At 56.9% G+C, this 25,623-nt stretch carries 24 protein-coding genes; 17 read left to right on the top strand and 7 right to left on the bottom strand.

Annotated elements, in window-relative coordinates; all coding sequences use genetic code 11:
- Positions 1-77: 77 nt before the first annotated feature.
- The gene (locus tag D4100_RS11350) at positions 78-266 is read right to left on the bottom strand and encodes a DNA polymerase III subunit theta (protein WP_006318058.1); all 189 of its coding nucleotides are present in this window, start codon (positions 264-266) and stop codon (positions 78-80) included.
- Positions 267-340: 74 nt separating this feature from the next.
- Entirely contained in the window at positions 341-550 is a 210-nt protein-coding gene (locus D4100_RS11345; RefSeq protein ID WP_006318057.1) for a hypothetical protein, read from the bottom strand.
- Positions 551-807: 257 nt separating this feature from the next.
- Between D4100_RS11345 and D4100_RS11340 the strand changes: the two genes are divergently transcribed.
- Entirely contained in the window at positions 808-1,917 is a 1,110-nt protein-coding gene (locus D4100_RS11340) for an SDR family oxidoreductase (protein ID WP_119804391.1), read from the top strand.
- A 58-nt stretch (positions 1,918-1,975) separates the two neighbouring features.
- Here D4100_RS11340 and D4100_RS11335 read toward each other — a convergent pair whose 3' ends face one another.
- Positions 1,976-2,722 carry a S24 family peptidase gene (locus tag D4100_RS11335; protein ID WP_043912249.1) on the bottom strand — a complete coding sequence of 249 codons (747 nt, stop codon included), beginning with the start codon at positions 2,720-2,722 and terminating at the stop codon, positions 1,976-1,978.
- Positions 2,723-2,943: 221 nt separating this feature from the next.
- Between D4100_RS11335 and D4100_RS11330 the strand changes: the two genes are divergently transcribed.
- The 3 genes from D4100_RS11330 (at position 2,944) to tmaR (ending at position 5,354) form a co-directional block, all read left to right on the top strand.
- Positions 2,944-3,711 carry an N-acetylmuramoyl-L-alanine amidase gene (locus tag D4100_RS11330; RefSeq protein WP_006318054.1) on the top strand — a complete coding sequence of 256 codons (768 nt, stop codon included), beginning with the start codon at positions 2,944-2,946 and terminating at the stop codon, positions 3,709-3,711.
- A 96-nt stretch (positions 3,712-3,807) separates the two neighbouring features.
- Complete coding sequence (locus D4100_RS11325) at positions 3,808-4,875, top strand: FUSC family protein (RefSeq protein ID WP_006318053.1); 1,068 nt, start codon at positions 3,808-3,810, stop codon at positions 4,873-4,875.
- A gap of 161 nt (positions 4,876-5,036) precedes the next feature.
- On the top strand, positions 5,037-5,354 hold the full coding sequence (tmaR, locus tag D4100_RS11320) for a PTS system regulator TmaR (protein ID WP_006318052.1): 318 nt from the start codon (positions 5,037-5,039) through the stop codon (positions 5,352-5,354).
- A gap of 97 nt (positions 5,355-5,451) precedes the next feature.
- Here tmaR and D4100_RS11315 read toward each other — a convergent pair whose 3' ends face one another.
- On the bottom strand, positions 5,452-6,240 hold the full coding sequence (locus D4100_RS11315) for an ABC transporter substrate-binding protein (RefSeq protein WP_119804390.1): 789 nt from the start codon (positions 6,238-6,240) through the stop codon (positions 5,452-5,454).
- A gap of 38 nt (positions 6,241-6,278) precedes the next feature.
- Positions 6,279-7,448 carry a M20 aminoacylase family protein gene (locus D4100_RS11310; RefSeq protein WP_119804389.1) on the bottom strand — a complete coding sequence of 390 codons (1,170 nt, stop codon included), beginning with the start codon at positions 7,446-7,448 and terminating at the stop codon, positions 6,279-6,281.
- 139 nt (positions 7,449-7,587) lie between these two features.
- Between D4100_RS11310 and D4100_RS11305 the strand changes: the two genes are divergently transcribed.
- The gene (locus tag D4100_RS11305; RefSeq protein WP_006318049.1) at positions 7,588-8,541 is read left to right on the top strand and encodes a LysR family transcriptional regulator; all 954 of its coding nucleotides are present in this window, start codon (positions 7,588-7,590) and stop codon (positions 8,539-8,541) included.
- 125 nt (positions 8,542-8,666) lie between these two features.
- Here D4100_RS11305 and D4100_RS11300 read toward each other — a convergent pair whose 3' ends face one another.
- Positions 8,667-9,443, bottom strand: coding sequence for an NAD(P)-binding domain-containing protein (locus tag D4100_RS11300; protein WP_119804388.1), 777 nt, complete (start codon positions 9,441-9,443; stop codon positions 8,667-8,669).
- Positions 9,444-9,549: 106 nt separating this feature from the next.
- Positions 9,550-11,007 carry an efflux transporter outer membrane subunit gene (locus D4100_RS11295; RefSeq protein ID WP_119804387.1) on the bottom strand — a complete coding sequence of 486 codons (1,458 nt, stop codon included), beginning with the start codon at positions 11,005-11,007 and terminating at the stop codon, positions 9,550-9,552.
- A gap of 89 nt (positions 11,008-11,096) precedes the next feature.
- Here D4100_RS11295 and D4100_RS11290 point away from each other — a divergent pair, with 89 nt between their 5' ends.
- The 12 genes from D4100_RS11290 to D4100_RS11235 all read left to right on the top strand — a co-directional run bounded on the left by D4100_RS11290 (position 11,097) and on the right by D4100_RS11235 (position 25,590).
- Positions 11,097-11,711, top strand: coding sequence for a TetR/AcrR family transcriptional regulator (locus tag D4100_RS11290; RefSeq protein ID WP_006318021.1), 615 nt, complete (start codon positions 11,097-11,099; stop codon positions 11,709-11,711).
- Positions 11,712-11,787: 76 nt separating this feature from the next.
- A complete protein-coding gene (locus D4100_RS11285) occupies positions 11,788-12,897 on the top strand; it encodes an efflux RND transporter periplasmic adaptor subunit (protein ID WP_119804386.1) in 1,110 nt (369 codons plus the stop codon).
- A complete protein-coding gene (locus D4100_RS11280) occupies positions 12,894-15,983 on the top strand; it encodes an efflux RND transporter permease subunit (RefSeq protein WP_006318017.1) in 3,090 nt (1,029 codons plus the stop codon). The genes D4100_RS11285 and D4100_RS11280 overlap by 4 nt, the downstream gene beginning before the upstream one ends.
- Before the next feature lie 238 nt (positions 15,984-16,221).
- Positions 16,222-17,460, top strand: coding sequence for a multidrug effflux MFS transporter (locus tag D4100_RS11275; RefSeq protein WP_065506370.1), 1,239 nt, complete (start codon positions 16,222-16,224; stop codon positions 17,458-17,460).
- A gap of 311 nt (positions 17,461-17,771) precedes the next feature.
- Positions 17,772-18,866: an ABC transporter ATP-binding protein gene (locus D4100_RS11270; RefSeq protein WP_119804385.1), complete on the top strand. Its 1,095-nt coding sequence runs from the start codon at positions 17,772-17,774 to the stop codon at positions 18,864-18,866.
- 4 nt (positions 18,867-18,870) lie between these two features.
- Positions 18,871-19,521 (top strand): ABC transporter permease, encoded by a 651-nt coding sequence (locus tag D4100_RS11265; protein WP_119804384.1) that lies wholly within the window; start codon positions 18,871-18,873, stop codon positions 19,519-19,521.
- Complete coding sequence (locus D4100_RS11260; RefSeq protein WP_004946936.1) at positions 19,518-20,225, top strand: ABC transporter permease; 708 nt, start codon at positions 19,518-19,520, stop codon at positions 20,223-20,225. Before D4100_RS11265 ends, D4100_RS11260 begins: the two co-directional genes overlap by 4 nt.
- Positions 20,226-20,259: 34 nt before the next feature.
- Positions 20,260-21,144 carry an ABC transporter substrate-binding protein gene (locus tag D4100_RS11255; RefSeq protein ID WP_119804383.1) on the top strand — a complete coding sequence of 295 codons (885 nt, stop codon included), beginning with the start codon at positions 20,260-20,262 and terminating at the stop codon, positions 21,142-21,144.
- A complete protein-coding gene (locus tag D4100_RS11250; RefSeq protein WP_119804382.1) occupies positions 21,141-22,685 on the top strand; it encodes an HAL/PAL/TAL family ammonia-lyase in 1,545 nt (514 codons plus the stop codon). The genes D4100_RS11255 and D4100_RS11250 overlap by 4 nt, the downstream gene beginning before the upstream one ends.
- A complete protein-coding gene (locus D4100_RS11245; RefSeq protein WP_119804381.1) occupies positions 22,682-23,884 on the top strand; it encodes a CaiB/BaiF CoA transferase family protein in 1,203 nt (400 codons plus the stop codon). Before D4100_RS11250 ends, D4100_RS11245 begins: the two co-directional genes overlap by 4 nt.
- Before the next feature lie 15 nt (positions 23,885-23,899).
- A complete protein-coding gene (locus D4100_RS11240) occupies positions 23,900-24,793 on the top strand; it encodes a 3-hydroxyacyl-CoA dehydrogenase family protein (protein ID WP_006317081.1) in 894 nt (297 codons plus the stop codon).
- Positions 24,790-25,590 (top strand): enoyl-CoA hydratase-related protein, encoded by an 801-nt coding sequence (locus D4100_RS11235; protein WP_119804380.1) that lies wholly within the window; start codon positions 24,790-24,792, stop codon positions 25,588-25,590. Before D4100_RS11240 ends, D4100_RS11235 begins: the two co-directional genes overlap by 4 nt.
- Positions 25,591-25,623 lie beyond the last annotated feature (33 nt).

The following is a 25,623-nucleotide window of genomic DNA, read 5'->3' as shown; positions in this document are numbered from 1 at the left end:
GGGAATATGCCCCTATTGTAACGGCGGGATGCACGATGCCAAGCGGTCGTTACCGTTAATCGCCCAAATGCGAAGGATTACGCATTGCGGTAGTAGTTCAGGCGTTGATGAAAGTAGGGGCGTAAGTGTTCGGGGACCTGCTCTTCGGCGCTGATTGCGTTGGAAGCAATGCCATAACGCTCGTTATATATGACGCTAAGTGCGAGTAAATCGGCTTCAATTTTTTCACGTTCCGCCTGCGGTAAGCTATCCAGCTTTCGACCCATATTCTTCTCCCTGTGAACCCAAGGGCATCATAGGATCCTTAGCTGCGCTTGTCCCTACCCCATTCAGGGGGGCCTCACAAGGCCGGCGAACGTGCCTGAAGGCTGTGATCAGACGCCGCATTGGCATGATAGCGATGAGAGGCTTGCGCCGTGAACGCCTCCAGACTTTGCTGGTGGTGGCGTTCGAAGAGTTGATTGACTGAAAAAATACTGCCGATCACCACCAGCCAGAAAACGCTGCACAGGACCAGAACGCCCAACCAGATTTTTTGGTTATAGCTCATAGAAACTCCTGACGATAAAAGAGAATGACATTGACCGGTAAATTAAATCAGAGCCTGTATCAATGGTCGATAAACGGCGGTGTTTAATATGCCTGTTTTTCATTGAATGTGTTACCAAATACCGCAACGATGTTTCAGGATATTCCTTAAGATAATATTAAGAAAAGATAAGTAAGCACCACTGAGTTCCATTTAATATTTGTTTAATTATCTCCGCATACAATCAGCAACATTCAATGCCAATGTGGGTACATATTATGAAAACGCTGCTATTGACCGGCGCTACCGGCTTTCTTGGTGGTGCGGTTCTTGAAAAGTTACTGAATGAAAATCAGGAGGCTAACTATCTTTTTCTCGTGCGGGCCGAAAATGCGCAGCAGGGATTGGACCGTATTCGGATGAATATGGAAAAGTTCAATGTTGATGCCGGTTTATTTTCTAAAATTACGATAGAAAATATATTGTTGGGTGATTTAAGTGAGCCTGAAGATTTTTTATCGGACATCCGCATTAATAAAGTAACGCACGTTATCAATTGTGCTGCAGTAGCCTCGTTTGGTAATAATCCGCTTATCTGGAAGGTTAACGTTGAAGGAACGCTGGCCTTTGCCGAGAGAATGGCGCAGGTGGAAGGATTAAAACGTTTTCTGCATGTGGGCACCGCAATGTCATGTGCGCCGGAGCCGGGTTCACTGGTGGCGGAAAGCGCGGAGTTTGAAGACACCGCCGAACATCTGGTGGAATATACTCGCTCCAAATCCACCATTGAACAGTTGATGCGTCAACGCTGCCCGCAACTGCCGCTGGTGATCGCCCGTCCTTCGATTGTGGTGGGGCATACCCGTCTTGGCTGCCAACCTTCCAGCAGTATTTTTTGGGTGTTCAGCATGGCGCTGATGTTGCGCCAATTTATGTGTTCGTTGCAGGACAATATTGATGTGATCCCGGTGGATTACTGTGCCGATGCGATGGTGATGCTGCTGAACAGAGAAACGCTGGATAATGACGTTTATCACATCTCTGCCGGTGAAGAGTGCAGCGTCAGTTTTGCGGATATCGATCGCGCTATGGCCGTTGCGCTGGAGAAAGCGCCGGTCGGCGATGCCTACGCCCAGGTCAATTACGACGTTCTGGTGAAGATGCGCAGGCAACTGAAAGATATTTTCGGGCCATGCAACGAGCGGCTAATGTTGAAGGCGATGCGTTTGTACGGATCCTTTGCCATGCTCAACGTTCGTTTCAGCAATGACAAAATCCTCAAACTGGGTATGCCTAAACCGCCGCGTTTTACCGATTACATCGGCAACTGCGTACAGTCGACCCGGGGTTTGTCCATTCAGCAGCAAATGGTGGTGGATTTCAAATAATGCCAGGGCGAGTTACTCGCCTGGCTGCCCGCTGAAATCCACAGGGATATTTTTGCCCTTACCAGGATGAAGACGACCAGAAAACGCGGCCCAGCACCACCAGTTGGTCTTTGCGTTGCGTATAACTCAGGTGCTCATCCTGGTATTCTTCCCGGTTCAGGGAACGAATGGTCACGCCGCCGTCAGGCTGCTCGATCAAGACCTTCACCCGCAACAGGTTACCGTGGCGGATAGCGTAGGTTTTACCTTCGCGAATGCGGGTGTCATCCGTGTTGATGCCCACTACGTCGCCGTCCTGCAGGCGTGGCTCCATGCTGGAGCCGGAAATGCGGATGATCCGCGCGGCATTCACCGCCACCCCCATCTTGTGCAGATAATAGCGGCGGAAGATCAGCGAGAACTCTTCACGGTCGACGATTTCATAGCAACCATCACCGGCTGAGAAATCGATATCCAGCAGGGGAATTTCCACAAACTCTTCCTTGTCTTGTTCGGTATCTTCCCACACCACCGGTTTCAGACGGGCAGGTTGAAAATCCGACTCTGCCGCCACGTTATCGAAAGGACGCACCAGCTGTTTTTCATGGAAAACGTCAAACCAGCCCTTGGGCAGGTTCAGTTTGGCTTCGATCCGCCTGGCGAGGTTGTCGCCCAGGTTGCGGGAGGACTTTTCACCGGTGATTTGGCTGAGCGTTGGCGCGGAGGATTCAACCAGTATCGCAAACTCATTCTGGTTAACGCCTTTCCGGGCGTAGCGGGCCATCAGGTCGCGCAAATTATTGCGTCTTATTTCTTTGGTTTCCATCATCGGATGATTGCACTCTTTAGCAAAAAGGTAAATATCGTTTTTGCTAAAAATCACTTGCGTTTAATTTAGCAATTAGCTAAATCTAAAAGAGTGGACGGCGTCCACGCAAAGAGTGTAGAGGTGCAGCATGCAGCGCCCGCATTGATTGGGCGAATATGTTTGTCCCCTACATGGCGATAATTTGATAATGAAGACCAACAGAGAAGAAGGAATCTACGATGTTCAGTATTGATTACAATAGCTACCGTTCGGTGGCCGGTTTTGGCCACCGCGTGCGTTTTCTGGTGTTGCATTATACGGCGCAGAATTTTGCCGATTCGGTGCAATCGCTGACCGGTAAATCGGTCAGCGCCCATTACCTGGTGCCGGATCCGGAAGATCAAACCTATCAGGCGGCCGGCTTTAGCGGCGTGCGCATTTTCAATCTGGTAGATGAAGATGAACGGGCCTGGCATGCCGGGGTAAGCAAATGGGGTAACCGCAATAATCTCAACGATACGGCGATTGGCATCGAGATCGTGAATCTGGCGAGCGGCGATGGCGAAGACATTACTTTCCCGCCGTTTAACCCACAGCAGATCGCGGCGGTAACGCAGCTGGCGCAAAATATTCTGCAGCGCTATCCGGATATCACGCCGATCAACGTGGTGGCGCATTCGGACATAGCGCCGGGCCGCAAGAGCGATCCCGGCCCGCAATTCCCGTGGCATCAGCTGTATCAGGCCGGCGTTGGCGCCTGGTATGACGAAGCGGTTAAACGGCAGCACCAGCGTGAGTATCACTGCCAGGGCGTTCCCGCGCAGCGAGAACTGCTGGCGCTGTTCGCCAAATACGGTTACGACACCTCAGCAGCGACCAACGCCGAAGGCTATCGCCAACTGGTGCGCGCCTTCCAGCTGCATTTCCGCCAGCAGCGGTACGACGGCGTAATGGATGTGGAAACCGCCGCCATTCTGCGTGCGCTGGTGGATAAATATGCCGCTTAAGGTTTTGCGGGTGAGGGACGCCTCATCCGCCTTTTCTCCACCTGCTTTCCTCCGCTAAACTAAGTTTCTTCCTCGTCATCGGTAACGGGATGCATTGTGCGCCTCGACAGAAAAATATCGTCTTTTGAACGGCTGACCTACCGGCATTACCGCGTTGTACATGGTTTGCGCATCGGGCTGGCATTTATCCTGACCTTCCTGCTGATCCGCCTGCTGGAGGTGCCGGAAGGTACCTGGCCGCTCATCACCCTGGTGGTGGTGATGGGGCCGATTTCGTTTTGGGGCAATGTGTTGCAGCGGGCGTTGCAGCGCATCGCAGGCACGGTATTTGGCGCAGCCTCCGGCCTGATTGCCCTGTATCTTGAACTCTACTCGCTGCCGCTAATGCTGGCGTGGTGTGGGGTGGTGATGTTTTTCTGCGGTTATCTGACGCTCGGCAAACGGCCTTATATGGCCTTGCTGGTGGGGATCACGTTGGCGGTAGTCTGTGGCGCGGGCGCCGGTGATATGCATACCGCGCTGTGGCGTAGCGGCGACGTGATTTTTGGTTCGCTTTTGGCGCTGCTGTTCAGCAGCATTTACCCGCAGCGCGCTTATATCCTGTGGCGAATGCAGCTGGCGGATTGCCTGCAGAATGCCGGCAAAATCTACGGCGCTTATCTCTCGCCCAACATGATTGAGCGGCCACGGCTGGAACCGCAGTTGAAAGATCTGCTGAACCAGGTGGTCAGGCTGCGTGGCCTGATCGCCCCCAGCAGCAAAGAAACCCGCATCCCCACAACGGTATTTGAAGCGGTGCAAACGCTGAGCCGCAATCTGGTGTGTACGCTTGAGTTGCTGGCGGATGCTTACTGGGCCTCGCGCGAAACCCATTTTATTATGCTGAACGCCAAAACGCTGCGCAGCGCGCAACTGTTGACGCTGCGTTCGCTCGAGTCGCTGGCGGAAATGATGCACAACGGGCCGCAGGAGCATCAGCAGGCGGCGGTGGGGCAATTAAGCGAAATTGCCGCTGAACTGAAAACCCTGATGCAGGAGATCAGCATCGGCCAGCACGGCGAGGCGCCTATCTACGGCTATGTATGGCTGAGCATGGAGCTGACGCAGCAGTTGGAAGAACTGGGCGATCTGCTCAAGGTGTGTACTGTCGCCGGGCATGAATAGGGGGTCAGATCATGAAGCGGGCGCTTCGGGTTTTTGTCAGGCCGCTAAAGTGGGTAAGATAAGGCAATGAGAGTTGTGCCGGACCGCCACAAACCTGTATCTTGGTGTCATTGTGGCCGTAAGCAAATGAATCTGTGTATTACTAAAGCAAGGGTATGAAGATGGATAATGCAAATAAGCCGAGTTTCCAGGACGTTCTGGAGTTTGTGCGTATGTTCCGCCGTAAAAATAAGCTGCAGCGCGAAATTATCGACAACGAGAAGAAAGTTCGTGACAACCAGAAGCGTGTGCTGCTGCTCGACAACCTGAGTGAGTACATCAAGCCAGGCATGAGCATTGAAGACGTTCAGGGCATCATCGCCAACATGCGCAGCGACTATGAAGATCGCGTTGATGACTACATCATCAAAAATGCCGATCTGTCTAAAGAGCGCCGTGATTTGTCCAAAAAGCTGAAGGCTATGGGCGAAGTGAAGTAACAGGTTTTATCGGGCCAGGCATTCGCCTGGCCCTTTTAGTTTCCCCGTCAGTCTCTGTTATCGCGCCGAACCCGGCACCCTGCGCCATTTTTGCGCGTTATTGGCCCGTTCCGTAGGCGTCAAAATCAAAATATTTATCGTTCACTTTCTTGTAAGTGCCGTTGGCAATGATGGTTTTCAGCGCCGAATTGAACGCCTCGCGCAGTGCGGTATCCTCTTTGCGCAGCCCAATGCCGTCGCCGATGCCGAAATACTTGCTGTCGCTGAGTTCGGCACCGACAAACGAAAAGTCTTTTCCCGCCGGAGTATGGAAGAACTCGCCGGCGCTGACGCTGGCCAACAGCGAAGCATCCAAACGGCCATTGATCAGATCTTCATTAGCTTCCTGCTGGCTCTGATAGGACACCACGTTGACGCCGGCCGGGCGCCACAGGGCGATGGCGTAAGTTTCCTGGCTGGAACCCTGTTGCACGCCAATCGATTTTCCTTTCAGCGAAGCCGCCGTGGGTTGCAGAACGCTGCCTTTGCGGGCCACCAGGCGCGCCGGGGCGTTGGAAACCTTGTTTGAAAACGCAATCTGCGTCTGCCGTTGCGGCGTGATGGTCATCGACGAGGCTATGGCATCGAACTTTTTCGCCAGCAGGCCCGGGATCATCCCGTCCCAACTGCTTTCGACCCAGACGCATTTGGCCTGCATTTGATCGCACATCGCCTGCGCGATATCGACGCCGAAACCGGTCAGCACACCCTGCGGGGTTTTATATTCCAGCGGTGGATAGGTCGGATCTACGCCCAACTTAATCACTTTCCCGCTAAACTCCCCGCCAAAGGCCGTGAAACTTAACGCCAGTGGCAGCACTAAAACCAGACTCATCGTTGTCTTCATTTCATTTTCCTCAGCGTTGTGGCGATCAAGACGGGGCATTAAGCCAAAAAGCGCTCAACCAGCTTGACCCAGTAAGTGGCGCCGATGGGCAGGCACTCATCGTTGAAATCGTAACCGGCGTTATGCAGCGCATTTCCGGGCGTACTTTCCCCGTTGCCGATCGAGATATAGCTGCCGGGGCATTTTTCCAGCATAAAGGCGAAGTCTTCGCTGGCGGTAATGGGCCGCATTTGGCGGATAACCCGGCTTTCGCCGGCCCATTCCTCCGCGACCGAACGCGCCAGTTCGGTTTCTGCCACATGATTCACCAACACCGGATAGCCGTGCCGGTAGTCGATGTCGGCTGTGGCGCCAAAGCTGGCGGCCTGCGCCGTGACCAGCGCGGTAATGCGGCTTTCCAACCGTTGGCGCACACCGGCATCCAGTGCGCGCACGCTTAGCGTCATTTGGGCGCTGGCAGGGATCACGTTGGCGGCCTTGCCGGCGTTGATCGCGCCAACCGTGACGATCGCCGTCTCCTGCGGGTCGATATTGCGCGAGACGATGGTTTGCAGGCTCATCACTATGGCGGCGCAGACTACCACCGGATCGACCGTGTGTTGCGGCACTGCGCCGTGGCCGCCCTGGCCGTGCAGGGTAATGGTGACCGTATCGGCAGAGCACATGAAGGGGCCGCTGGCAAAACCCAGTTGGCCGACCGGGAGGCCGGGAACGTTATGCATGCCGAACACGGCATCACAAGGGAAGCGTTCGAACAATCCGTCCTCAATCATCACTCGGGCGCCGCCGCCACCTTCTTCCGCCGGTTGGAAAATCAGGTGCAGGGTGCCGGTAAACGAAGGGTGCTGTGCCAGATAGCGCGCGGCCGCCAGCAGCATGGTGGTGTGGCCGTCATGACCGCAGGCGTGCATCACGCCGCTGTGGGTGCTGGCATAGGGCAATCCGGTGATTTCTTCAATGGGCAGTGCGTCCATGTCGGCACGCAAGCCGAGCGATTTCCCCGAGCCGCGTTGCAAAGTGGCGACAACGCCGGTTTGTCCTATATGGCGCGTAACCCGATAACCCCACTCGGCCAGCAGCTTTGCCACCAGATCGCTGGTGGCGAATTCATTGAATCCCAATTCGGGGTGAGCGTGGATATGGCGGCGAATGGCGACCATTTCGTGCTTAACAGCGGCTATTTCAGGTAAAACAAGCGGGTTTGGCATCGCCGTCTCCAGAGTGAATGTCCGATTTTCGGCGGGTCGACAGCCGGAAAGCAGGGTGTCTTCGAGACTAGCAAACAACCTTTTTGCCGGGGAGCCGCCGTTCGGTTATGCTGACAATCTTTGGTTGTCAGGGGGCGCGATGAAACTGCATCAGCTACAAGCATTGGTCGCCAGCGCCGACAGCGGCAGCATTCGCGGTGCCGCACGGCAACTGGGGCTTTCACAGGCGGCGGTCACGCGGGCCTTGCGCGAACTGGAACAGGAGCAGGAACTGCCGTTGCTGATCCGCACGCCGGCCGGGTTAGGCTTTACCCCTTACGGCAAAACGCTGTTGGCCCACGCCCGGTTGGTGCTGAACCAGCTTGAACAGGCCAACATGGAGATGGCGGGCCTGCGCGGGCTGGCGGAAGATCAGGTAAAAGCGGCGATAACGCCCTGGTTGATGCTGACGGTGTTGCCGCCGGCGGTAGTGGCCTTTCGCAAAAAGATGCCCAAGGTCAAGCTGGAGCTGTTTGAAAGCCTGATGGCTAACGCACAATCGCAACTGCGGGAGGGCACGATGGATTTCGCCATCACGCCGCTGCCGGCCTTAATGGCGCCGCAGGAGTTTCATTGCGAACCGCTGTTGGACTACGAAACGGCGGTGATGGTACGGCACGGGCACCCGTTGAGCAAAAGCACCTCTATCCACCAACTGCTGGAGCAGGACTGGGTGCTGAATTACACGCCGGAAAACTATGACGATTTGGTCCGCCAACTGTTCAGTCGTCATGGCGCCCAACTTGATCCCCATCGTATTATTCACGCCCATTCCCTTGGCATGTCGCAGGCGATGGTGGAGTCGGCGGACATGTGTACCTGGTGTCCGGCGCTGCTGGCCGGGTTGCCGCAGCTTGCCGGGCGCCTGACGCCACTGGCATTGCAGGAAAGCTGCGACCCGGTGCGGTTGAATATCGTCACCCGGCGTAACAGCATCCTGAGCGCGGCAGCTCACGCCCTGATTGACGCTCTGGTGCGCCAGTTGCGTCTGCAAACCCGTTCGGCGCGACAGGAAGACCGCCGGATCTTTGAACGGGTACGGATCCTGATTTAAGCCTGCGACCAGGCATATCTATAGATTGTCTACGATGCGCGGCAAATAGGGCGGAAAGACCGCGTCAGGGAAAAATAACTGGCGTGATGGGCAACATTTCGTGGAACGTCCAAAACCCACCTGCTTTAATCCGGCGGGTGGGTTTTCCGTACGGTCGATAACACCGTTTCTGATGCAACGCGCCAGGGATTGAGCGCCTGCATTTTGGCCAGCACTTCCAGCCCCTGCAGGGTTAAGTGTTCAGAAGAGGCCATACCGTTACCCAGATCGCCCAGGGCGATGGCGGTATTATGGCTTGCATATTCAGCGCAGTCTTTCAACCCGCCGAGTACCAGCCGGCGAGCAACCTCATCCGCCATGCCTTGCTCGGCAAGCCAGCATTGCAAACCTTCGGCGAAGAAGTAGAACCACCCGTTCATGCAAAGGCTTACCGTCGCCAAGTCAAAGTCCGATTCGTCGGGCAGCACGGTCAGTTGGCCTAATCGGGAAAACAGGTCCTGAATCTCTTTGTCAGAGGCCGTCAGGATCACGTTCGATTGGTTGATTTCAGCAGCGAAAGTCAGCATCAATCTGACGCAGTCAGCGTGCCTGAACAGATCTCGCAGGCTCTGAGAGTGAACCCCCGGGACCAAAGAAACCAACGTTTGCGAGCTGCGCAGCTGCACCTGGTTTGCGATTTCATTCATGGCATGGCAGTCCACGCCGGTAATAATAACGTCAGCTTCATCGACGACATCCTGGTAATGATCCAGAGTCCAGCAGGGAAGCTCTCTCTCCAGCCTGCGCGCCCGCTCATTATTGCCAGAGACAAGAAATATCTGTGCCTCAGGAACGGCGAGAAACATTCCCCTGACCAGTTTTTCGGTCAGATCGTCAACGTCCAGAATCCCCATCCTTTTCATTAACAACGCTCCGGTGATTAGTCTCTGTTCTGTAGCCGCATTTGCGGTGCGGAGAAGTCACGACAGTGCAATTACCGCACTTGTTGCGGACGAGGATTCTTAGCATTCATTGCGTCATTGCACTGGCTTCGGGAGGCTGCCAACCGCCCCCGAGCGCCCTGAACGCGGCGACTGCCGCGCGCGCCGATTCCGTTTGGGCCTGCGCCCTGGCATCGGAGGCCTGCAGCAAGGTTTCATCGTTGCGCAGGACGTCAATCAGGCTGGCTGTCCCTTGCCGGTAGGCGACGAAAGACGATTGCCTGGCGCTGGCCAGGGCCGTTTCCCCCCCGGTCAGTATCGCTGCTTGCGTTTCACGATTGATCAGTGCGGAGAAGGCGTTTTCGACGTCTTCGGTGGCGCGCAGCACCGACAGGCGGTAAGCTGCGAGCGATTCGGCCTCCTGGCCTTTCGCCTGATCGATCTGCGCGTTGATGCGGCCGAAATCAAAGAGCCGCCAACGCAGCCCCAATACGCCGGCCGATTGGCTGGCGCCGCTGGAGAGCAGGTTGCCGCTTGCCACCGCCGTCGCGCTGCCGAGTAATGCGCTGAGCGAAAACTTCGGATAGTACTCGCTGACGGCCACCCCGATACGCGCGCTGGACGCGGCAAGGTGGCGTTCGGCCACGATAATGTCGGGTCGACGGCGCAGCAGATCGGCAGGGGTGCCCGTAGAGGCGATCTGCGGAGCCTGCGGAATGGCGCCCGGCGTGGTCAGTTGAGCGCGATGAGTGCCGGGCGGGGTTCCGAGCATGACGTCCAGTGCGTTCATGGCGGCGTCGAGCCCGGTCTTGAGAACCGGTACCGTTGCCTGAACCTGCGCAAGGGCTCCTTCGGTCTGGCGGACCTGGTACTCGGCGGCCAGCCCTTTGCTGTGAAGGAGCTGCACTTTTTCCAGCAGCTCTTGTTGCGTACTGACCTGCTTGTTTGCGATTGCCAGCCGGGTTTGCAAGCCGCGCAGGGTGATATAGATATCGGCAGTCTGGGCGGCGATGGCAAGGCGTGTCGCGGCGACGCCCGCCTCGGAGGCTTGATAGTCAGCCAGTGCGGCTTGGCGACCGCGCCGCAGGCCACCGAAGATGTCGATCTCCCAGCTTGCGTTGAGGTCGGCTTCATAGGAATTGCCGTAGCGATTATAATCGGGTGTTGAGCTGAGAACCTGACCCAGCGGGGTTTCGACCGACTGATAGGCGCGAGCGGCCTGTCCGCTGATGTTACCCGACGGCAGCAACGCCGCTGTCGCCGCGCCAAGTCCGGCGCGGGCCTGAGCCATACGGGCGCTTGCCTGGGCCAGATCGAGATTTTGCGCGAGTGCGCTTGAAACGAGGTCACTCAATAAGGGATCGTCAAAGCCTTCCCACCAGACCGTAAAACTGGCTGGCCGGGCGGCGCTTCTCTGTTGGACGGCGGATTGAGCCTGATAACGATCCGAAAGGGGAGCGTCCGGGCGGTGGTAATCCGGTCCAACCGCGCAGCCCGCCAGTAAGCCGGCGCTCACAAACAGAGCAAGAGTACGGAGGGGAAACATGAGGATTCCTTGAATCGAAGCAGAATGGTGACTACATTACCAAATGGTCACTTGTTGTCAATCAGTGCTCATCGAGCTAAGCTAGAAAAATGACTAAACACATGAATGCACTTTCCCCGCGTGGTCCATTGGACCACAGCGTTCGCGATCAGATCGTGGAAGCCGCCACAGAGCACTTCGGGCACTTTGGCTATGAGAAAACCACCGTGTCCGATTTGGCCAAGGCGATTGGTTTTTCCAAGGCCTACATTTATAAGTTTTTCGATTCCAAGCAGGCAATTGGTGAGGTGATCTGCGCCAATCGGCTGGCCATGATCATGGATATCGTCAATTCGGCGCTCGCAGATGCACCGACGGCCTCGGAAAGGTTAAGGCGTCTTTTCAAAGCGTTGACGGAAGCAGGCAGCGATCTGTTTTTTCACGATCGCAAGCTTTACGACATCGCTGCCGTCGCCGCCCGCGATCGCTGGCCTTCGGTGGCGGCGTATGAAGAGCGTCTATGCCAGGTGATCCAGCACATCCTGCTTGAGGGGCGGCAATCGGGGGAGTTCGAGCGCAAAACGCCTCTGGATGAAGCGACACAGGCGATCTCCCTGGTCATGCGGCCCTACATCTGCCCTCTCCAACTGCAAAATAACCTGGAGAATGCGGCGGCGGCGGCGGTGCTGCTCTCGGCGTTGATACTGCGCAGCATGGCGCCTTAAAATTTGTGACCATTGACATTATTGGTCACTAGTCCGAGAATGCGGTTACTGTCCTGTTCATTAATTAAGGGAACCCATGCCTCGGCTAAAATCCGCCCCCCTTGCTGTTTGCCTGTTATCTTTCGCCCTGGTGGCGTGCGGCGACGCTGCCAGCGTCGACGATCCACGTAGCCAACCTCCTCTGGTGAGGGCGGCTACCGTGAAGAGCGCCGTCGATGCCTCCCGCGCCTTCACCGGCGTCGTTGTCGCCCGTGTTCAAAGCGATCTCGGTTTCCGGGTGCAGGGTAAAATCCTTGAACGTCTGGTCGATACCGGCCAAAGCGTCAAACGCGGTCAGCCGCTGATGCGTCTGGATCCCGTCGACCTTGGCCTGCAGGCGCAAGCCCAACAGCAGGCGGTCGCCGCCGCACGGGCGCGCGCCAGACAGGCCAGCGACGACGAAGCCCGTTATCGCGGCCTGGTTGCCTCAGGGGCCATATCGGCTTCGGCTTACGATCAGATCAAGGCCGCTGCCGATACGGCCAAAGCGGAGCTCAGCGCTGCGCAGGCACAGGCTGACGTGGCGCGCAATGCGACGGGTTATGCCGTCTTGCTGGCCGACGCAGACGGCGTGGTGGTGGACACCCTGGCCGAGCCGGGGCAGGTCGTCAGTGCAGGGCAGCCGGTGGTGCGGCTGGCGCGGGCGGGGCAGCGAGAAGCCATCGTACATTTGCCTGAAACGCTGCGCCCGGCTATCGGGAGCGAGGCCCTGGCGACGTTATACGGCAAGGATACGGCAGCGATTCCCGCGAAATTGCGTCTGCTCTCCGATGCGGCCGATCCTCTGACGCGTACCTTTGAAGCGAGGTATGTGCTCGAAGGGGCGCTGGCGAGCGCACCGCTGGGTGCCACCGTGACACTCGCCATTGCTGAAGGCAGGCTCACCGAGCAGGTACTGCAGGTGCCTATCGCCGCCCTCTATGATCCGGGCAAAGGGCCGGGCGTCTGGGGCATTTCCGACCAGCCCGCCAAAGTGTCGTGGCGACCGGTTCAGGTGCTTGGCCTGGACGACGATGCCGCCAGAGTGACCGGCAGCCTCAAGCCCGGTGAACGGGTGGTGGCCCTGGGGGCGCATTTGCTGCACGACGGTGAGGCAGTCCGTCTGATTGATCAGCGCGATGCCCGCGTCGCCGGGAGCCGACCATGAGCGAAGGGCGGTTCAACCTTTCTGCGCTCGCCGTGCGCGAGCGCTCAATCACTTTATTCCTGATCATCCTGATTACCCTGGCCGGCATTCTCTCGTTCTTCGAACTGGGGCGTGCGGAAGATCCGCCGTTCACGGTCAAGCAGATGACGATCATTTCTGCCTGGCCGGGCGCCACCGCGCAGGAAATGCAGGATCAGGTGGCCGAGCCGCTTGAAAAGCGCATGCAGGAGCTTAAATGGTACGATCGCAGCGAGACTTACACGCGGCCCGGCCTGGCTTTTACCATGATGTCGCTGCAAGACAGCACGCCGCCTTCACAGGTGCAGGAAGAATTCTATCAGGCGCGCAAGAAACTCGGTGACGAGGCCAAGAATCTGCCGGCGGGCGTAATCGGCCCGATGGTCAACGATGAATTCTCGGACGTGACCTTTGCGCTCTTTGCATTGAAAGCCAAGGGCGAGCCGCAGCGCCTGCTGGTGCGCGATGCCGAATCGTTGCGCCAGCGTTTATTGCACGTGCCGGGGGTAAAAAAGGTCAATATCATCGGGGAGCAGGCTGAGCGTATCTTCGTCTCTTTCTCGCATGACCGGCTGGCCACGCTGGGCATCTCCCCGCAGGACATTTTCTCCGCGCTCAACAACCAGAACGTGCTTACGCCGGCCGGTTCGATTGAAACCCATGGGCCGCAGGTCTTTTTGCGCCTGGACGGTGCCTTCGACAAGCTGGAGAAGATCCGCGATACGCCGATTGTGGTTCAGGGAAAGACGTTAAAACTCTCGGACGTGGCGAAGGTTGAACGTGGCTACGAAGATCCTGCCACCTTCCTGGTTCGCAATCAGGGTGAGCCGGCGCTGTTGCTGGGTATCGTGATGCGTGAGGGCTGGAATGGGCTGGATCTGGGCAAGGCGCTGGATGCGGAGACGGCCAAAATCAATGAAGGCATGCCGTTGGGCATGACATTGGCGAAAGTCACCGATCAGTCGGTGAACATCGGCTCATCCGTTGACGAGTTCATGATCAAGTTCTTCGTCGCGTTGCTCGTGGTGATGGTGGTCTGTTTCGTCAGCATGGGCTGGCGCGTGGGCGTGGTGGTTGCGGCGGCGGTGCCGCTGACGCTGGCTATTGTCTTCGTGGTGATGGAGGCCACCGGCAAGAACTTTGACCGCATCACCCTCGGCTCGCTGATCCTGGCTCTCGGGTTGCTGGTGGATGACGCCATCATCGCCATCGAAATGATGGTGGTGAAGATGGAAGAGGGCTACGATCGCATCAAAGCCTCGGCCTATGCCTGGAGCCACACGGCGGCCCCGATGCTGGCCGGTACGCTGGTGACGGCCGTCGGCTTTATGCCCAACGGTTTTGCGCAGTCCACCGCCGGCGAGTACACCAGCAACATGTTCTGGATCGTGGGCATCGCCCTGATTGCTTCCTGGGTGGTGGCGGTGGTGTTTACGCCTTATCTGGGCGTGAAGATGCTGCCGAAAATCAAAACGGTCGAGGGTGGGCACGCGGCCATCTACAACACCCGCAATTATAACCGCTTTCGTCGATTGCTGACGCGCGTCATCGCCCGGAAATGGGCCGTGGCGGGCACGGTTATTGCCGTGTTTACCCTGGCCATTCTCGGCATGGGGCTGGTGAAAAAACAGTTCTTCCCGACCTCTGACCGCCCGGAAGTGCTGGTGGAAGTGCAGATGCCTTATGGCACCGCCATTGAACAGACCAGCATCGCAACGGCGAAGATCGAGGCTTGGCTGAAAAAGCAAAATGAGGCAAAAATCGTCACATCCTATATCGGGCAGGGTTCACCGCGTTTTTATCTGGCGATGGCGCCGGAGCTGCCCGACTCGTCATTCGCGAAGGTTGTCGTGCTGACGGACAGTCCGGAAGCGCGTGAGGCGCTCAAATTCCGTCTTCGCCAGGCGGTGGCCGATGGGCTGGCACCCGAAGCGCGTGTCCGGGTCACGCAACTGGTATTTGGCCCGTACTCACCATTTCCCGTTGCCTATCGCGTGATGGGGCCGGACCCCGACCTATTGCGCGCGATCGCCGATCAGGTAGAAGCGGTAATGCAGGCCAGCCCGATGATGAGGACCGTCAACTCCGACTGGGGTCCGCCGGTGCCGACGCTGCATTTCACGCTCGATCAGGACCGCTTGCAGGCGGTGGGGTTGACGTCAACCGCGGTCGCTCAACAACTTCAGTTCTTGCTCTCGGGTGTGCCGATCACCTCTGTGCGTGAAGATATCCGTTCGGTGCAGGTGATGGGCCGTGCCGCGGGGGATATCCGGCTTGACCCGGAAAAAATCGCCGGCTTTACCTTGGTGGGGTCTGCCGGTCAGCGCATTCCGCTGTCGCAAATAGGGGATGTCGATGTGCGCATGGAAGATCCCGTTCTCCGTCGGCGCGATCGTACCCCGACCATTACGGTGCGGGGCGACATAGCCGAAAACCTGCAACCGCCGGATGTGTCCACGGCGATCACGAAAGCGTTGCAGCCGGTTATCGACCAACTCCCGGCCGGGTACCGCATCGAACAGGCGGGTTCGATTGAAGAATCGGGCAAAGCGACCAAGGCGATGGCACCGCTGTTCCCCATCATGATCGCCATGACGCTGCTGATCATCATCCTGCAAGTGCGTTCGATGTCGGCGATGGTGATGGTATTCCTCACCGCGCCGCTGGGGCTGATTGGGGTGGTGCCAACGCTGCTGCTGTTCAACCAGCCGTTTGGCATCAATGCGCTTGTGGGATTGATCGCGTTGTCGGGCATCCTGATGCGTAATACCTTGATCCTGATAGGGCAGATCCATCACAACGTGCAGGAAGGGCTGGATCCGTTCCATGCGGTGGTCGAAGCGACGGTTCAGCGCGCCCGACCGGTGTTGCTCACGGCGATGGCGGCCATTCTGGCGTTTATCCCGCTGACCCACTCGGTGTTCTGGGGCACCCTGGCTTACACCCTGATTGGCGGGACCTTTGGCGGAACCATAGTAACGCTGGTATTCCTGCCGGCGATGTATGCCATCTGGTTCAAGATACGCCCGGACAATAAACCGCAAACCGACAAGCAGGCATTGGCGTAAATCATAACGGAGGTGAGCGTCATTCCGACTTCGACGCGCGCCGAATAACCTGCCGACACGTTATGGCCGCACGGCCTGACGTGTCGGCGTCGCTGGACGTTGACTGAAAATGAGAGGGCCCGATGATGAAGGGTGAAGGTGAAATGCGAATCTTGGCCACGGGCGTCGGCATCGTTGAGCCAAGTTCCCCCGGTTCTGAATGTGTTTTCGTGCCGGCGATTTTCGTTGAAGGATTACCATGAGTACAGAAAGCACTCCCACTGAAATGACAGCGGATATCTCTTTGTCCGAAGGTCCACGACTAACGGGTAGAATCGTCGCATTACTGGCCGGCCTTTCTGCCATTAGCACACTGTCCACCAATATTATCCTCCCCGCGTTTCCGGATATTGGAGAGCAGCTTGGGGTATCGGCTCGCGAACTTGGCCTGACGCTCTCCAGCTTTTTCATCACCTTCGCACTGGCTCAGTTGGTCGTCGGCCCATTGGCTGACAGATACGGACGCAAGAAGCTGGTGTTGGGGGGGCTCTCACTATTCATCGTAGGTACGGTGGTGGGCGGTCTCGCCAGCTCGCTTGAAACGCTGATTGTCGGACGTATCATCCAGGCGCTGGGCGTATGCGCGGCAGCGGTTTTAGCACGCGCCATTGCGCGTGATTTGTTTGAAGGCGAAACACTGGCGCGCGCGTTGTCGCTGACCATGATCGCAACGGCTGCCGCACCGGGTTTCTCGCCGTTGGCGGGGAGCGTGCTGACTATGACGTTGGGCTGGCGAGCGACCTTCATACTGGTAGGCATTGCCGCTTTCGTTGTCGCCATATTCTATGCCAACGTGCTGGGGGAGACTCATCCCGCCGAGCGTCGTGCCCCGCACTCGATTCCGAGTGTTATATTCGCTTACTGCCGGCTGGTAATTGATGGGAAATTTATACTTCCGGCACTGTCCATGAGCCTGTTGATGAGCGGATTGTTTGCGTCTTTCGGCGCCGCCCCCGCCATTCTGATGAACGGGATAGGCCTGTCGTCGCTACAGGCCGGGCTGTATTTTGCCGCTACCGTGTTCGTGGTCTTTGCCGCAGGGATGGCGGCGCCGCGACTGGCCCGTCGCTATGGCCCGCAAATCATTACCTCGGGAGGCATTCTCACCGCGTTATTGGGTGGGAGCCTGCTGCTGATTGGGCCGGAAGCGCCTGGTCTGGGTTGGTATACCCTGTCCATGATTATGTTCCTCTGGGGCATGGGGCTGGCCAATCCGTTGGGAACGGCAATCACAATGGGGCCGTTCGGGAAACAGGCTGGCCTGGCATCCGCATTACTTGGTTTTCTTACAATGGGGGCGGCTGCAATCACAACCTGGCTCGGCTCGGTGCTGACGTTCCCCGCCGTCACCACGCTGGGGGGCATACAGGCAACGGCCTGTCTGATCGCACTGTTATTGTTTCTGCTGCGGGGAAAATTAACGGCACCGTCTTCGTAAAAACCAGTCATTTTTGGCAAGCCTGCATCGACAAGGATCCTCAAGGGTAATCCGGGTGCAGTGCCTCTCTCTACCCCTGAAAGCACCTTAATGGTGCAAGTGGTTTTTTTTTGGGGCAAGAGATGCCCTCTTTTGTTCATTTTTTTCCTCTCGGCACAGCCCATCCCCCTAAAACCGCCGGTATCACCCTGCTTTGGTAAGTTGGCATCCTGCTTGCTAGCTTGTACATACAGGTTAGTACATGTCAGGTCTGCGAATAGATGAAAGGCAGGCGACGGTTAACAACAGTCCGTAATGGGGCAGGAAACGTAATGATTTCATTTGAGAGCATAAGCAAATTTTACCCCGATGGTACGGTGGCCGTAGACAGGCTGTCGTTCAGTGCGCCGACAGGCAAAATCACCATGCTGGTCGGGCCTTCGGGCTGCGGAAAAACCACGTCACTGCGCATGATCAACCGGTTAATCGAGCCTTCTTCGGGGAGTATTTTGCTCAACGGACAACCGACGGCAGGGATGGACCTGGTCAAACTGCGCCGCAAGATTGGTTATGTGATCCAGAATGCCGGTCTGTTTCCGCATAAAACGGTGCAGGACAACATCGCCGTCACTGCGCTGCTTAACGGGGCAACGCGTACGGCGGCGCGTAAAAAGTCATTGGAACTTCTGGAACTGGTCGGACTGTCGCTGGCGATGGCGGAACGTTATCCGTGGCAGTTGTCCGGCGGCCAGCAGCAGCGGGTCGGCGTCGCCCGCGCACTGGCTTCCGATCCTGAATTCATGCTGATGGATGAACCTTTCAGCGCCGTCGATCCGGTGGTTCGTGAACAGTTGCAGGAGGAGTTTTTACGTTTACAGCGTGAAATCGGCAAGACGATCATCATGGTTACCCATGATATTGACGAGGCGATGAAATTAGGCGATCAGGTGGCGGTTTTTCGTCCCGGAGGGCGTCTGGCGCAAATCGCCTCGCCGGTCAAATTATTGAATGAACCTGAAGATGCTTTCGTCGCCGATTTTATCGGACGCGACCGCGGATACCGTAAGCTTTCTTTTGAGGTGATCCCTGAAGATATTGCGTTGGCTAAAGAGAAAGTCATTGCGCCGGGAATGTCGGTCAGCGAAGCCCGCTTAGTGGCAGGGCATGATTCCTGGGTGCTGGTGGTGGAAAATGATTGCCCGGTCGGCTGGTATGATGTGCAGCAAAACAAAACCACGGTAGAGGCGGAAGACATTAATCTTGGCAGCACCTTTGCGCCAAGAAATGGCACGCTGCGGCAGTTAATGGATTCTGTATTAAGTTCCCCCTGTCAGCGCGGCATTGTTGTCGATGAACAACAACGCTTTATCGGCACGGCGAATATCGAACAGGTATTTTCGCTTTCTCACTCCCGTGCCGAGAGGTAATGCCATGCGCTTTGACTGGTTGTTTCAGCAGCGGGAAAATATAGCGACGTTACTCGGCTGGCACGTTTATCTGTCCATCATTCCTGTCTTGATCGGGCTGGCACTGGCCATTCCGGTGGGCGGTTTACTTCACCGTTGCGGAAAGTTTAAGGACGGCATTCTTAATCTGTTGGGGCTGCTTTATACCATTCCCTCGCTGGCCTTGTTTGTCTTGTTACCGGGGCTGCTCGGCACCAAAATTCTGGATGCCGTCAATGTCGTTGTGGCGTTGACGCTATATGCCTTCGCGCTGTTGATTCGCACGGTTTGCGACGGGCTGGATTCTGTCCCGCAAGAAACGCAGCAGGCCGCCGTGGCTATGGGGTATCGGCCGCTACAGCGATTTCTGAGTGTCGAACTGCCGCTGGCGGTGCCGGTGATCGCCGCCGGCATGCGCGTGGTGGTGGTGTCGAATGTCAGTATTGTTTCCATCTCGGCGCTGGTCGGGATGCCGCAGCTGGGGGCGTTATTTACCCAGGGTTTCCAACTGCATTTTCTGACGCCGATTATCGCCGGTATTTTCCTGTGCATCGCGCTGGCGCTGCTGCTGGATAATCTGGTGCTGCGCACCGGCAATAAAATCACCGCCTGGCAACCGAAAAGGAATGCGAAATGATTAACTGGTTGCTCGACCCAGCTCATTGGCTCAATGACGATGGACTGCTGATATTGATTTTCCAGCATCTGGTTTACAGCGTCGAAGCCTTGTTTGTTGCGGTGATTATCGCGTTTCCGGTGGGGTGTTATGTCGGGCATACCGGCAAAGGCGCGACGTTATTAATCGGCAGCGCGAATGCCATGCGTGCGCTGCCATCTTTCGGGTTGATCATCTTACTGGTCATTCTTTTCGGGCCGGTATTTGAATCCGATCTGGCCTTTATTGTGCCTTGCCTGATAGTCCTTATTATTCTGGCATTGCCGCCGATCATGATGGGTGTTTATTCCGGTATTCGGGCAATTAATCCGGCAATTATTGACGCAGCCATAGGTATGGGGTATTCGCCGTGGAAATTACTGCTCACCGTTGAGATCCCCTGTGCGCTGGCGTTGATATTATCCGGTATCCGGAGCTCGGCATTACAAATCGTTTCGACCGCCACCATTGCGGCTTATGTTTCTCTCGGCGGGTTAGGGCGTCTTATTATTGATGGTCGCGCGCAGAACGATTATCCGCAGATGGTTGCGGGGGCTTTTATGGTGGGAATATTAGCGTTGCTGGTCGATGTATTTTTCTCTTTTTTAATTCGTTTCACGGTATCACCAGGAATACGGCAGCGTGAACGCCGCCGTAAAAAAACACTGCCTTTATCGAATAGCTGAATCATCTACTCACTCATTCCGGAGTCTGATAAAAATGAAATTGAAAAATCTGCTTGCCGTTGCCCTGTTTTCTGCCGCCGTGGTGCATGCACCTGTGGCCCTCTCTGCTGATGCCGGTGGAACCATTATCATCGGTTCCGCAGACTTCCCGGAAAGCCAACTGCTTGCCACTATTTACGAGCAGGCGCTGGCCGCTAAAAACGTCAAAGTGGAAACCAAACTCAATATCGGCAGCCGTGAGGTGTACATGCCTGCGCTGCTCGACGGTTCCATCAACCTGATCCCGGAATACAGCGGTGCCACGCTGAGTTACCTCGACGAAAAAACACAGGCTCACTCTTCCGAAGATGTGGCGGCGGCGCTGGCCAAAGCGTTGCCGGAAAAAATCAAGATGCTGGATATTTCGGCCGCGCAGGACCGCGATGTACTGGCAGTAACGGAAAAAACCGCGAAAAAATACAACCTGAAAGACATCAGCGATCTGGCTCCGATCGCCAAAACGCTGGTACTGGGCGGCCCGGCAGAATGGAAAACCCGTCGTGAGGGCGTGAGAGGGTTGAGCGAAGTGTACGGATTAACCTTCAAAAACTTTAAGGTACTTGATGTTGCCGGCCCGCTGACGCTGTCTGCGCTGACCAACAATCAGATCCAGGTTGCAGATATGACCTCAACCGATCCGGCCATTAAAACCAAAAACCTGGTGGCGCTGGAAGATTCCAAGCATTTGTTCCCTGCGCAAAATATCGTGCCGTTGATTGCGAAAGACAAAGCCAGCGATGTGGTCGAAACCACGCTCAAAGCCGTGTCCGCACAGCTGACGACCAGCGATTTGATCGTGATGAACGGCAAACTGGCGAATTTCGAAAGCGTCGATGCGGTAGCGAAAGAATGGCTGACTCAGCACGGTCTGAATAAATGAGGGCACAAACGGTCACCTTAGGCACGGCTGAAACGTCGATCCGCGACATCGTCGATATTGCTTACGGCGCACAGGTGTTGCTCTCACCGCCAGCGTTAGATGGCATGCAGATTGTGCACGAGAAAATCAGACAGGCGATAGTCGAAAATAAAGTGATTTATGGGTTGACCACCGGCGTGGGCGATCTGGTCACGCAGCGGTTATCGCCGGAGCAAATCTCGGATGTACAACTCAATATGCTGAAAAGTCATGCTTGCGGGGTGGGACCAGAACTGGCACAGCATGAAGTGCGCGCGATGATGGCGGCGATGATCAAATCCCTGTTGCAGGGGTTCAGCGGCGTCAGCCCTGCATTAGTGCTGACCATGGCGGATATGCTCAATAAGGGCGTGATCCCGTGGTCGCCCGGTAAGGGGTCGGTCGGGTATCTGATTGCCACGGCACACATCGGACTGTCGGTGTTTGGCTACGGAAAATCGTACTATCAGGGCGAGCTGTTGCCTGCCCGCGAAGCGCTGAAGCGGGCGGGCATTGCCCTGCGCATTCCCGGCCCGCGCGAAGGCCATGCGCTGGTCAGCGGCACCTACGAAATTACGGCGCTCGGATGTCTGGCAGCGGACGCTTTCCGGGAACTCATCCCGGTGGCGGACGCCGCCGGAGGCATGAGCCTTGAGGTGCTCAAAGGGAATATCCGTGGTTATGACGCCCGCTTGCATGCCCTGAGGCCGCATGACGGGCAGCAGGAAACCGCGCGAATTTTACGCTGCCTGCTGCGCGACAGCGAGATCCTGGACAGATACCGCGATTTCCGCGTTCAGGATGCCCTGAGCCTGCGCTGCATCCCGCAAATGCATGGCGCGGTGCGTGATGTGCTGAGTTATTGCCAGAAAACTCTGACCACCGAAGTCAATTCTGTCACCGACAATCCGGTGTTTATGGTTGAAGAGGGCGAGCTGAATGTGCTGCCGGGCGGCAACGGGCATGGCGCCCCGGTTGCGTTGTGTCTCGATGCGCTGGCGATCGCCATTGCCCAGCTCAGTACCGGTTCGCAGGCGCGTTCCGACCGGCTGACCAACAGCCATCTCAGCGGCTTACCGGCCTTTTTAGTGGCGGACGGTGGGGCGCACTCAGGAATGATGATCCCGCCTTACGCCGCGGCCGCGCTGGCAGGGGAAAACCGAGCCTTGGCGGCACCGGCCAGCGTGCATACCGTGTCCACCTGCGCGGGACAGGAAGATCACATTTCTATGGGCGTCACGGCGGCGCGTAATGCCATCGATGCCGTCGAAAATGCCATCGATATCGTGGCGATAGAAATATTGTGCGCCACGCAGGCGGTGGAGTTTCACCGGCCGTTGCGGGCGTCCACGGGTACCGAAAGGGTGCTTTCGTTGGTGCGTCAGCAGGTGGCGTTCAGACAAAGTGATGAGGAAATGTATCCGGATATGCTGGCCATCCGCCAGCTCATTAGACAGGGCGATATTTACCGCGCACTGACGCCACTGATTTTTGCAGACACCGCTGAGGGAGAAACCGCATGAGTGCATCAGCTGCATCCCGGCCACTTGAAGGGATCAAAGTGCTTGACCTGTCCCGTGTGCTGGCTGGGCCTTATTGTGCTTCGTTGCTCAATGATCTGGGCGCGGAAGTGATCAAAATTGAAATGCCGGGAAAAGGTGACGATTCGCGTGATTTCACTCCGCATGTCAACGGAGAAAGTACCTATTTCATGCTGCTCAATCACGGCAAAAAAAGCCTGACGCTGAACCTGAAATCCCCGCAAGGGCGGGCAATGCTGGAGCAGTTGATTGAAGGTGCGGATGTGCTGGTGGAAAACTTTCGCCCCGGTGTGACCGCACGTTTAGGCATTGATTATGAAGCGGTGAAGAAGATCAATCCAAAGCTGATTTACGCCAGTATTTCCGGCTTTGGTCAGCAGGGGCCGTTAGCGCACAAAGCGGCTTACGACCACGTTATTCAGGCTATGGGCGGCATTATGCAGGTCACCGGCTGGGCGAATGGCGAACCAACGCGGGTGGGCGATGCCATCGGTGATGTAGTATCCGGCCTCTACTGCTCGTGGGGGATTCTGGCGGCCTTGTTGCAACGGGGCATTACCGGCCTCGGCCAGCACGTGGATGTCGCCATGCTGGATGCAATGGTGTCGATGCAAATGGTGTCGCTGACGCAGCTTCTCGGCGGCATGCCGCTGGCCGGACGGCTGGGCAATGCGCACCCGATCAGCGCACCGATGGACAGCTACCGCGCGGCCGACGGTTATCTGGTGATCGCCGTCGCCAATGACAGCCTGTTCCGTCGTCTGGCCGACACCCTTGGCATGCCGGAAATATTGCAGGATGCGCGCTTTGCGACGGATCCGCAGCGCCTGAAACATCAGTACGAATTACGCGTGCTGATTGAAAAATGGCTGCACCCCAAAACCGTGGTGGAGGCGCTAGATCTGCTCGATACCGGCGGTATTCCCGCCGCGCCGGTCTGGGGACTGGATCAACTGCTGCAAAGCCCGCATGCTGCGGCGCGCGGATTATTGCATCAGGTCATGCATCCGGTCGCCGGTGAAATCAGCATTTTGCCGCAGCCGGTGAAGCTCAGCGGCATGAGCCAGTTACCCGATTTAATGCCGCCGCAGCTTGGCGAGCACACCCGTACAATTCTCAGCGCTCAACTGGGGCTGTCTGCGCAGGAACTGGACACACTTTCGCAAAAGGGCGTCATTTAACCGGAGGCAGAAAACATGGAATTAACGCAGGTTGCCGTGATTGGCGCAGGCACCATGGGCGCGCGGATCGCCGCGGTATTTGCCGCCAGCGGTTTCAGGGTGGCGCTTTATTCACGTACCGAAAACTCGCTGCATAACGCGGCGAAGCTGATTGAAAGCATCGGAGCCGGGCTGGCGTCTTCCGTTACCTTCACCACGTCACTGGCGCAATGCCTGCAAGACGCGAAGATTGTTTCGGAAAATATCGCCGAAGTACTGGCGCTCAAACAGCAGATTTTTCAGGAGATTGAAAAGCATGTCAGCGATGAGTGTCTGCTGACCACTAACACGTCCAGCGTGCCTATCGGACAGATTGCCAGCGTGCTGGCGGTGCCGTCGCGCTTTATTGGCCTGCATTGGTTTAATCCGGCGGATGTGATGCCGATGGTGGAAATCGTCTGCGGGCCGCAAACCCAGGAGAGCACGCGCCAGCAGGCCGCTGCGCTTTGTCAGCAACTGGGCAAACAGACCGTGACCATTCATAAAGAAGCCCCCGGATTTATCGTCAACCGGCTGCAGTACGCCATGTTGCGTGAGGCGTTGCATCTGGTGACGGCCGGAATTGCCAGTATCGAAGACGTGGATTTTGCGGTGCAAAGCACGCTGGCACCGCGCTGGTCGGCGATGGGGCCGCTCAAGCTCATGGATTTTGCCGGGCTGGATACGGTGAAAAATGTCGCCGCGATATTACTGCCGGATTTGTCCAGCGACGATGTGCTGCCGCCGTGGTTGTTGGCGCAAATTGAGCAGGGCAATCTGGGTACCAAAACCGGTGCGGGGTTTTATCCGTGGACGGCGCAGGAGATTGCCGAAGGTCTTGCGTACCGTAACGACACGATCCGCGCCATCGGCGGGATGCAAAAACCATGAGTGAACCTCTTCATTGTCAAGGTCATGGCGACGAACTTATTGGCTGCGAACGCCATCAGAGCGTGGCGCATATCACCCTGAACCGGCCGGAAAAACTCAACGCGCTAAGTGCAGAAATGCTGACGCAGTTGCTGGAAAAAATGCGCGAACTGGATGGCGATAAACAGATCCGCGCAATAGTCATTTCCGGTTCGGCGCGGGCGTTTGCCGCCGGTGCTGACACCGGCACGCTGGCAACCGCCTCCGCGATAGCCCTTTACACCAGCGGTTTCAGTGAGAAATGGGATCAGATTTCCGCCATCGAAAAGCCGGTGATCGCGGCCTTATCCGGTTATGCGCTGGGTGGCGGGCTGGAACTGGCGTTGTTGTGTGACATCGTGATTGCCGATGAAACGGCCATTCTCGGACTGCCGGAAACGCACATCGGAATTATCCCCGGCGCGGGGGGGACACAACGGCTGGTCAAATCGGTAGGGAAATCACTGGCGATGGAGATGATCCTCGCCGGGCGAAAAATCACCGCCGCAGAAGCGCTGGCCGCCGGGCTGATCAGCCGGATCACCTCGCCGGAAACGTTAATGGAACAGGCGTTAAAGATTGCACAGAATATTTCCCGTGCCGCACCGCTCGCCGTTAAGATGGCCAAAAAAGCCGTGCTGGCGAGTTTCGATATGGGCTTAACGGCGGGCGTGAGTTATGAACGTTCGCTTTCGGCCCTGATTGCGGCCAGCGAAGACCGCAACGAAGGCATGCGGGCGCTGGCGGCGAAAGAGCCGGCAACGTTTACCGGCGAGTAAACACCGGCACTGCGCGGCATGTAAAGTACAAGG

The organism is Serratia inhibens (assembly GCF_003591175.1).
In the GTDB taxonomy this organism is placed as follows: Bacteria; Pseudomonadota; Gammaproteobacteria; order Enterobacterales; family Enterobacteriaceae; genus Serratia; species Serratia inhibens.
Note: the sequence above shows the minus strand (reverse complement) of the source record. Positions and strands in the feature narration are given on the sequence as shown.

Excerpts from the sequence above, each read along its gene's own strand:
- D4100_RS11350 (WP_006318058.1), bottom strand. The coding sequence starts at position 266 with ATGGGTCGAAAGCTGGATAGCTTACCGCAGGCGGAACGTGAAAAAATT.
- D4100_RS11345 (WP_006318057.1), bottom strand. The coding sequence starts at position 550 with ATGAGCTATAACCAAAAAATCTGGTTGGGCGTTCTGGTCCTGTGCAGC.
- D4100_RS11340 (WP_119804391.1), top strand. The coding sequence starts at position 808 with ATGAAAACGCTGCTATTGACCGGCGCTACCGGCTTTCTTGGTGGTGCG.
- D4100_RS11335 (WP_043912249.1), bottom strand. The coding sequence starts at position 2,722 with ATGGAAACCAAAGAAATAAGACGCAATAATTTGCGCGACCTGATGGCC.
- D4100_RS11330 (WP_006318054.1), top strand. The coding sequence starts at position 2,944 with ATGTTCAGTATTGATTACAATAGCTACCGTTCGGTGGCCGGTTTTGGC.
- tmaR (WP_006318052.1), top strand. The coding sequence starts at position 5,037 with ATGGATAATGCAAATAAGCCGAGTTTCCAGGACGTTCTGGAGTTTGTG.
- D4100_RS11315 (WP_119804390.1), bottom strand. The coding sequence starts at position 6,240 with ATGAAGACAACGATGAGTCTGGTTTTAGTGCTGCCACTGGCGTTAAGT.
- D4100_RS11310 (WP_119804389.1), bottom strand. The coding sequence starts at position 7,448 with ATGCCAAACCCGCTTGTTTTACCTGAAATAGCCGCTGTTAAGCACGAA.
- D4100_RS11305 (WP_006318049.1), top strand. The coding sequence starts at position 7,588 with ATGAAACTGCATCAGCTACAAGCATTGGTCGCCAGCGCCGACAGCGGC.
- D4100_RS11300 (WP_119804388.1), bottom strand. The coding sequence starts at position 9,443 with ATGAAAAGGATGGGGATTCTGGACGTTGACGATCTGACCGAAAAACTG.
- D4100_RS11295 (WP_119804387.1), bottom strand. The coding sequence starts at position 11,007 with ATGTTTCCCCTCCGTACTCTTGCTCTGTTTGTGAGCGCCGGCTTACTG.
- D4100_RS11290 (WP_006318021.1), top strand. The coding sequence starts at position 11,097 with ATGACTAAACACATGAATGCACTTTCCCCGCGTGGTCCATTGGACCAC.
- D4100_RS11285 (WP_119804386.1), top strand. The coding sequence starts at position 11,788 with ATGCCTCGGCTAAAATCCGCCCCCCTTGCTGTTTGCCTGTTATCTTTC.
- D4100_RS11280 (WP_006318017.1), top strand. The coding sequence starts at position 12,894 with ATGAGCGAAGGGCGGTTCAACCTTTCTGCGCTCGCCGTGCGCGAGCGC.
- D4100_RS11275 (WP_065506370.1), top strand. The coding sequence starts at position 16,222 with ATGAGTACAGAAAGCACTCCCACTGAAATGACAGCGGATATCTCTTTG.
- D4100_RS11270 (WP_119804385.1), top strand. The coding sequence starts at position 17,772 with ATGATTTCATTTGAGAGCATAAGCAAATTTTACCCCGATGGTACGGTG.
- D4100_RS11265 (WP_119804384.1), top strand. The coding sequence starts at position 18,871 with ATGCGCTTTGACTGGTTGTTTCAGCAGCGGGAAAATATAGCGACGTTA.
- D4100_RS11260 (WP_004946936.1), top strand. The coding sequence starts at position 19,518 with ATGATTAACTGGTTGCTCGACCCAGCTCATTGGCTCAATGACGATGGA.
- D4100_RS11255 (WP_119804383.1), top strand. The coding sequence starts at position 20,260 with ATGAAATTGAAAAATCTGCTTGCCGTTGCCCTGTTTTCTGCCGCCGTG.
- D4100_RS11250 (WP_119804382.1), top strand. The coding sequence starts at position 21,141 with ATGAGGGCACAAACGGTCACCTTAGGCACGGCTGAAACGTCGATCCGC.
- D4100_RS11245 (WP_119804381.1), top strand. The coding sequence starts at position 22,682 with ATGAGTGCATCAGCTGCATCCCGGCCACTTGAAGGGATCAAAGTGCTT.
- D4100_RS11240 (WP_006317081.1), top strand. The coding sequence starts at position 23,900 with ATGGAATTAACGCAGGTTGCCGTGATTGGCGCAGGCACCATGGGCGCG.
- D4100_RS11235 (WP_119804380.1), top strand. The coding sequence starts at position 24,790 with ATGAGTGAACCTCTTCATTGTCAAGGTCATGGCGACGAACTTATTGGC.